8 protein-coding genes are annotated in these 6,449 nt (G+C 68.6%); 4 read left to right on the forward strand and 4 right to left on the reverse strand.

Annotated features, from left to right (window positions below; translation table 11 throughout):
* Positions 1-837, reverse strand: an 837-nt coding sequence (locus I73_RS29055) for an aconitase family protein (RefSeq protein ID WP_040500944.1), incomplete at its 3' end; no start/stop codon positions are given.
* Positions 838-1,535: 698 nt separating this feature from the next.
* On the opposite strand from I73_RS29055, the gene I73_RS29065 reads away from it, so the two are divergent.
* From I73_RS29065 to I73_RS18970, 4 genes are read left to right on the forward strand one after another with little or no spacing between them, the layout of a single operon-like run.
* Positions 1,536-1,988 (forward strand): hypothetical protein, encoded by a 453-nt coding sequence (locus I73_RS29065; protein WP_022982059.1) that lies wholly within the window; start codon positions 1,536-1,538, stop codon positions 1,986-1,988.
* 59 nt (positions 1,989-2,047) lie between these two features.
* Positions 2,048-3,055 (forward strand): D-2-hydroxyacid dehydrogenase family protein, encoded by a 1,008-nt coding sequence (locus I73_RS18960; RefSeq protein ID WP_022982060.1) that lies wholly within the window; start codon positions 2,048-2,050, stop codon positions 3,053-3,055.
* 56 nt (positions 3,056-3,111) lie between these two features.
* Positions 3,112-3,666, forward strand: coding sequence for a chromate transporter (locus I73_RS29070; RefSeq protein ID WP_083876903.1), 555 nt, complete (start codon positions 3,112-3,114; stop codon positions 3,664-3,666).
* Complete coding sequence (locus tag I73_RS18970; RefSeq protein ID WP_022982062.1) at positions 3,663-4,205, forward strand: chromate transporter; 543 nt, start codon at positions 3,663-3,665, stop codon at positions 4,203-4,205. The genes I73_RS29070 and I73_RS18970 overlap by 4 nt, the downstream gene beginning before the upstream one ends.
* A 31-nt stretch (positions 4,206-4,236) precedes the next feature.
* Here the strand turns inward: I73_RS18970 and upp are convergent, their stop codons facing one another.
* The 3 genes from upp to I73_RS18985 form a co-directional block, all read right to left on the reverse strand.
* Positions 4,237-4,878: a uracil phosphoribosyltransferase gene (upp, locus tag I73_RS18975; protein WP_022982063.1), complete on the reverse strand. Its 642-nt coding sequence runs from the start codon at positions 4,876-4,878 to the stop codon at positions 4,237-4,239.
* A gap of 33 nt (positions 4,879-4,911) precedes the next feature.
* Positions 4,912-5,700, reverse strand: a complete 789-nt coding sequence (gene rlmB, locus I73_RS18980; RefSeq protein ID WP_022982064.1) for a 23S rRNA (guanosine(2251)-2'-O)-methyltransferase RlmB — start codon at positions 5,698-5,700, stop codon at positions 4,912-4,914.
* Between the two features lie 95 nt (positions 5,701-5,795).
* The coding region (locus I73_RS18985; RefSeq protein ID WP_022982065.1) for a heparan-alpha-glucosaminide N-acetyltransferase at positions 5,796-6,449 on the reverse strand (654 nt) is incomplete at its 5' end.

Here is a 6,449-nt window from a genome sequence, read left to right on the forward strand (position 1 = left end):
GACTGTGAGCACCAGGTCGGTGGCGGTCACGCCTTCGCGCAGCCGGCCGGTCAGGTGCACGCCCACCACATCCGGGGTCAGGAAGTAGACCGGCTGGCCCAGCATGCCGGCTTCGGCCTCGATGCCGCCCACGCCCCAGCCCACCACGCCGATGCCGTTGATCATCGTGGTGTGGCTGTCGGTGCCCACCAGGGTGTCCGGGTAGTAGAGCTTGTCGCCCTTGGGGCCGGTCTTGTGCACGCCGCGGGCCAGGTATTCCAGGTTGACCTGGTGGACGATGCCGAAGCCCGGGGGCACGACGCCGAAGGTCTCGAAGGCCTGCATGCCCCACTTCATGAATTCGTAGCGCTCGCGGTTGCGCTCGAACTCCAGCTTCATGTTCAGGTCCAGCGCCTTCTTGCTGCCGAAGTAGTCGATCATCACCGAGTGGTCGACCACCAGGTCCACCGGCACCAGGGGTTCGATGGCGGTGGGCGGCTTGCCCAGTTCGGCGGCCACGTTGCGCATGGCGGCCAGGTCGGCCAGCAACGGCACGCCGGTGAAGTCCTGCAGCACCACCCGGGCGACGACGAAGGGGATTTCCTCGTTGCGCGGGGCCTTGGGCTGCCACTGGGCCAGTTGCTGCACATGCTCGCGCGTCACCCGCTGCCCGTCGCACTGCCGCAGCACCGCCTCCAGCACGATGCGCAAGGACACAGGCAGCCGCTTCACGTTCGGGAACTGGCGGGCCAGCTTGGGCAGCGAGTAGAAGCGCCCGGACTTGCCGGAGGCCGTTTCGAAGGTGTCCAGGGTCTTGGCGAAGGGATGCGTGGAAGGCGAGACGGACAGACTGCTCATCGAGGGGGCTCCTTGTTCTGAATCAGTTCCAGGCCGACCAGCCTCACTGGCACGGCATGCGTGAGCTTACGCCTGACCGCGACCGGGTGTGATGACACCCGGCGAGGTCCTTGTGCCCGCAGGGCTTCGGGGCGCCTGGCTTGCCCCTTACGGGAGCGAAGAAGGGCTGCAGGAGCGGCCTTTTCGGCTCATTGCGTCCTGGGGCTTGCCTGANAAATATCCTCATGTTCCGTGGGTTCACTCCGACATTGCAGGCATGACAGCCACACCTTGGTTCGATCGATGGTTCCGGCGCCGTGCCGCGGCTGCGGTCTCGCAATGGCGCATGGAAATTCAGCCCGCCGCACCGCCGCAGGCGCTGGAGGACGAAGCCGAGCCGATCTGGCAGGCCCTGAGCCAGCGCCTGAGCCCTGAAGGCGGGCCTCAGCCCTCTGGAGCGTGCCGGCGCGACTTCTGTGCCTCGATGCGCGATTTGCACGGCGACGCTGTCAGGGATCTGCGTTTGCGGGTGGGTTACACGCCCTCCCTGCGCGAGCTGTGGCACCTGCGCACCAAGCTGTACCAACTGATTGCCTTCCATCTGAACCAGGCCGAGGCCGACCGCCGCCTGGTTCCGGTGAACCGACATTTCCCGACCCGTGCCATGGGTCACGCCACGACGAGCGAGCATCATGCCCATTCCAGTCTTTTCCTCTGACGTGAGCAGCCTTGCCTTCGCCGACACGCTGCCGAGCGAAGCCTTCGAGTTCGACAATGACGTGAGCGACAGCGAGTTCGAGCCCTCGGACTATGGCCTGCCGGCCGACCGTGCTGCCCGCCTGGCCGCGCGACGGGGCTTTGTCGAGATGAAACAGGTGTTTCTCAAGGCGGTGGATCCCATCAAGGGCCGCAAGGGGGACTGGCTGCGCCAGCAGGTGCGTCAGGCCCACGAGCCGCTGGACCTGTGGCTGCTGCGGGGCCCGGTGCTGTCCGTGCTCCGGCACGACGATGCGGGATCGCGCGGCTTGCGCGCCGACCTCTACCGCAGCCTGGACGCCCTGATCGACCAGGTGCGGGGCCGTTCCTCCTCTCCCGTCACCTCGGCGGGGACGCGCCGCCAGGCCTGGACCTTCCAGTCGTCGGTGGACACGGCACTGCAAGCCTGGCGCTGAGCTGTCTCTGCTGACAGCTGCTTGCCGGCGGTGCCCGGCATCAGGGCACAATCCCGAGGGTGAACATCATCATCCTCGACGACTACCAGGACGCGGTGCGCAAGCTCCGCTGCGCGGACAAGCTGCAACACCTCAACGCCAAGGTGTTCACCAACACCGTCAAGGGGCTGGGACAGTTGTCCGTGCGTCTGCGCGACGCCGAAGTCCTGGTGGCCATCCGGGAGCGGACACAGTTTCCCCGTGCCCTGCTCGAGAAGCTCCCCAAGCTGCGACTCATTGCCCAGACGGGCCGTGTCGGCTCTCACATTGATGTCGAGGCCTGCACCCGCCTGGGCATCGCGGTGGCCGAAGGGCGTGGATCGCCCTATGCGCCGGCGGAGCTGACCTGGGCGCTGATCATGGCGGCCATGCGCCGCCTGCCCCAGTACATCGGCAACCTCAAGCACGGCGCCTGGCAGCAGTCGGGGCTGAAATCGGCCTCCATGCCGCCCAACTTCGGCCTGGGCGTGCAGTTGCGCGGCCGGGTGCTGGGCATCTGGGGCTACGGCAAGATCGGCAGCATCGTGGCCGGCTATGGCCGGGCCTTCGGCATGGATGTGCGCATCTGGGCCAGCGACGAGGGACGCGAGCGTGCCCGGGCCGATGGCTGGGCCGTCTTCGACAGCCGCGAGGCCCTGTTCGCCGACAGCGACGTGCTGAGCGTGCACCTGCGCCTGTCGGACCAGACCCGCCATGTGGTGACGCTGGACGACCTGAGCCGCATGAAGCCCACGGCCTTGTTCGTGAACACCTCTCGGGCCGAGCTGGTGCAGGACACGGCGCTGGTGGCCGCCCTCAACCGCGGCCGGCCCGGCATGGCGGCGGTGGACGTGTTCGAGAGCGAACCCATCCTGCAGGGCCACCCCCTGCTGCGGCTGGAGAACGCGGTGTGCACGCCCCACATCGGCTACGTCGAGCAGGACAACTACGAGCAGTACTTTTCCGAGGCCTTCGAGAACGTCGCCAATTTCTGCGCCGGCACGCCGAGCAACATCATCAACCCCGAGGCGCTGAAGGTGCTGCGTTGAGCCTGGGCGAATCGGTGGGATCCCCTCCCCGGCCCCGCTCCAGCCTGCACCTGTTCATGGCCTTTTCCCGCCTGTCCCTGATGGGTTTCGGCGGGGTGCTGCCGATCGCGCAGCGTGAGCTGGTCGAGCGCCTGGGCTGGCTGACGGTCGAGGAATTCGCCGAGCTGCTGTCGATCGGCCAGGTGCTGCCCGGGCCGAACGTGGTCAATCTGTCCCTGATGGTCGGGGACCGCTATTTCGGCCTGCGGGGCGCCCTGGCCGCCCTGGCCGGCATGCTTCTGCTGCCCCTGGTGCTGGTGCTGGTGGCCGCGGCGCTGTATCACCAGTTTGCGGGCCACCCGGCCGTGGCGGGGGCGGTGCGCGGCATGGGCGCCGTGTCGGCCGGTCTGGTGATGGCCATTGCCTTGAAGCTGCTGCCGGCCCTGCGTCGCAACCCGCTGGGGCGGGCTCGGTGGGTGCCGGTGACCGCGGCGGTGGTGCTGGCCACGGGCGTGTGGCGCTGGCCGCTGGTGCTGGTCATCCTGCTGGTGGGCGGCGTGTCCTGCGCCATGGCCTGGCACAGCCTGAAGGGGCGCGATGAGGCGGCCGACCGCCCGGGAGCGACGCGATGAGCATGGGGATTCTGAACGCCGCCGGTCTGTGGGCGCTGTTCCTGCATTGCCTGATGCTGTCGCTGCTGGCCATCGGCGGAGCGATGGCCACCGCGCCCGAACTGCAGCGTTACGTGGTGGTCGACCGCGGCTGGATCAGCAGCGCCGACTTCACCTCGTCCGTGGCCCTGGCACAGGCCTCTCCGGGGCCCAACCTGATGTTCATCCCGGTGGTGGGCTATGCCGCGGGCGGTCTGCCCGGCGCCATGGTGGCACTGCTGGGCATGCTGTTGCCCAGCACCGCCCTGACCCTGGCCGTCACGCGCTGGGGCGCCCGACACCGCGACAGCCGTGGTGTGAAGGCTTTCATCGCCGGCATGGTGCCGGTGACACTGGGCCTGCTCATCGTGTCCGGCGCCCTGCTCGTCCAGCCCCTGCAGCACCAGCCGGTGGCCCTGCTGCTGATGGGCAGCAGCCTCTTGCTGAGTTGGCGCACCAAGGTGTCGCCGATCTGGCTGATCGCCCTCGGCGCGGTGGCCGGCATCCTGGGCTGGGTCTGAGTCCCTTCCCCGGGGCCGACCCTGCGGGGCCTCAGCGGGTGGTCTCGTCCTTGGTGCCGAAGATCTTGTCGCCGGCGTCACCCAGGCCCGGGATGATGTAGCCATCCTCGTTGAGGTGGCTGTCGACGGCGGCCGTCCAGCAGCGCACGTCCGGGTGGGCCATCTCCAGGGCCGCGATGCCCTCGGGGGGCGCCACCATCACCAGGGCCCGGATGTCCTTGCAGCCGCGGCGCTTGAGCAGGTCGATGGTGGCGATCATCGAGCCGGCGGTGGCCAGCATCGGGTCGACGATCAGCGCGGTGCGTTGCTCCAGCTGGCCGACGAACTTCTCGAAGTAGTGCACTGGCTGCAGCGTCTCGTGGTCGCGAGCCAGGCCCACCACGCTGATCTTGGCGTTGGGAATCATGTCGAGCACGCCGTCGAGCATGCCCAGGCCGGCACGCAGGATGGGCACCACCGTGACCTTGCGGCCGGCAATCTGGTCCACCTCGGTCGGGCCGCTCCAGCAGCTGATGGTCACCTTCTCCAGCGGGAAGTCCGAGGTGGCCTCGTAGGCCAGCAGACGGGCCACTTCGCCGGTCAGCTCGCGGAACTTCTTGGTCGAGATGTCCGCTTCACGCAGCAGACCGACTTTGTGACGGACCAGCGGGTGGGCAACGGCGATGACAGGCATGACAGATCGGTATCCAGTGGTGAACAACAGCTCTCAGTGTAGGTCGTCCTCGCCCTCACCGGTCGCCGGGGAAGCCGCGCGGCGCTGCCGTCGGGCTTCGTACAGACACACCGCGGCCGCCACCGAGACGTTCAGGCTTTCCACCGCGCCCGCCATCGGGATGCTGACCAGCGCGTCGCAGGTCTTGCGGGTGAGCTGCCGCATGCCCTTGTCCTCGGCCCCGAGCACCAGGGCCACCGGCCCGGTCAGGTCCAGGTCGTAGAGGGTGTGCTCGGCGTCGTCGCTGGTGCCGATGATCCGCACGCCCCGCTCCTTCATTTCGCCCAGGGCGCGGGCCAGGTTGGTCACCATCAGGTAGGGCACGGTTTCGGCGGCGCCGGAGGCCACCTTGGCCACCGTGGCATTGATGCCCACGGCATGGTCCGTGGGTGCCACGACGGCGTGCGCGCCCGCCCCATCGCACACCCGCAGGCAGGCGCCCAGGTTGTGCGGGTCGGTCACGCCGTCGAGCACCAGCACCAGGGCCGTGTCCTCGCCAGCGGCTTCCACTTCCTCCAGCACCTCGTCCAGCGAGTGACGTGGCTTGAGCGCGGTGACCCGGGCCACCACACCCTGGTGGCGCGGGCCGCCGGACATCTTGCTCAGACGCTCGTCGTCGCTGTCGATCACGGTGATGCCGGCCTCCCGGGCCCGCTCCAGAAAGCCACGCATGCGGGCATCCCGGCGCTTGGCGTCGATGTGGAGTTCGGTGATGGATTCAGGGGCGGTCTTGAGCCGCACGGTGACGGCGTGGAAACCGTAGAGAACGCGTTGGGAGGACATGAGCAATCGCCCGCAGAGGGGCTCCGAAGCTGGCGCCGGGCGGCAAGCTGCGCCGCCGGCAAGGCCGCTAGCCTAACAGCTTGCCCGCACGCCGCTCACACCCGCACGAAGGCCAGCCAGGCCAGCAGGCCGCCGATCAACACCGGCTGATGCACCATGTAGAAGCTCAAGGACCAGCGCCCCAGCCGGGCCAGGGGCTGGAGCACGGCGGGCACCGGGCCGGCCAGCCAGTCACGCCGGTGCCTGAGCAGGAGCAGCCCCAGGGCCACACCGCCCAGCAGCACCCCCAGCCAGGGCAGCACGGGCACATAGTCCTCGGTGTAAGGCAGGCGGGTGACCAGGCCGGTCCAGTTCCACCAGCGGGTGTTGAAGAAGGGATGCCGCAGCCAGGCGGGGGCATGCCAGGCCAGTGCGCCCAGAAGCAGGAGCAGGAGGACGGTCGCCCTGCCGGCCACACGCTGCAGTGCCGGAACGATCCAGCGCACGAGCAGGAGCATCAGTGCGATGCCGTGCAACACGCCGAAGCTGATCCAGCTCTGCGGGAACATCATCGCCGAGCCGGCCGAGACCAGCGCCGCGCAGCCTGCCACCTGCAGCCAGCGTCGCCAGAAGCGCTGCCAGCTTTGGCCGGCCTCCAGCGCGACCGCCTGTCCCAGGCCCGCGCACAGCAGAAAGAGCGACACGATGCCCGTGCGCTGCAGGGTCCAGAAGGGATCGTTCAGGAAGTGCTGCGGCGGCGTCAACAGCCC

Origin of the sequence: Ideonella sp. B508-1, from assembly GCF_000333615.1 — a bacterium.
Taxonomy (GTDB): domain Bacteria; phylum Pseudomonadota; class Gammaproteobacteria; order Burkholderiales; family Burkholderiaceae_C; genus Ideonella.

Coding starts and splice junctions, on each gene's coding strand:
- upp (WP_022982063.1), bottom strand. CDS start 4,878: ATGCCTGTCATCGCCGTTGCCCACCCGCTGGTCCGTCACAAAGTCGGT.
- I73_RS18970 (WP_022982062.1), top strand. CDS start 3,663: ATGAGCATGGGGATTCTGAACGCCGCCGGTCTGTGGGCGCTGTTCCTG.
- I73_RS29070 (WP_083876903.1), top strand. CDS start 3,112: ATGGCCTTTTCCCGCCTGTCCCTGATGGGTTTCGGCGGGGTGCTGCCG.
- rlmB (WP_022982064.1), bottom strand. CDS start 5,700: ATGTCCTCCCAACGCGTTCTCTACGGTTTCCACGCCGTCACCGTGCGG.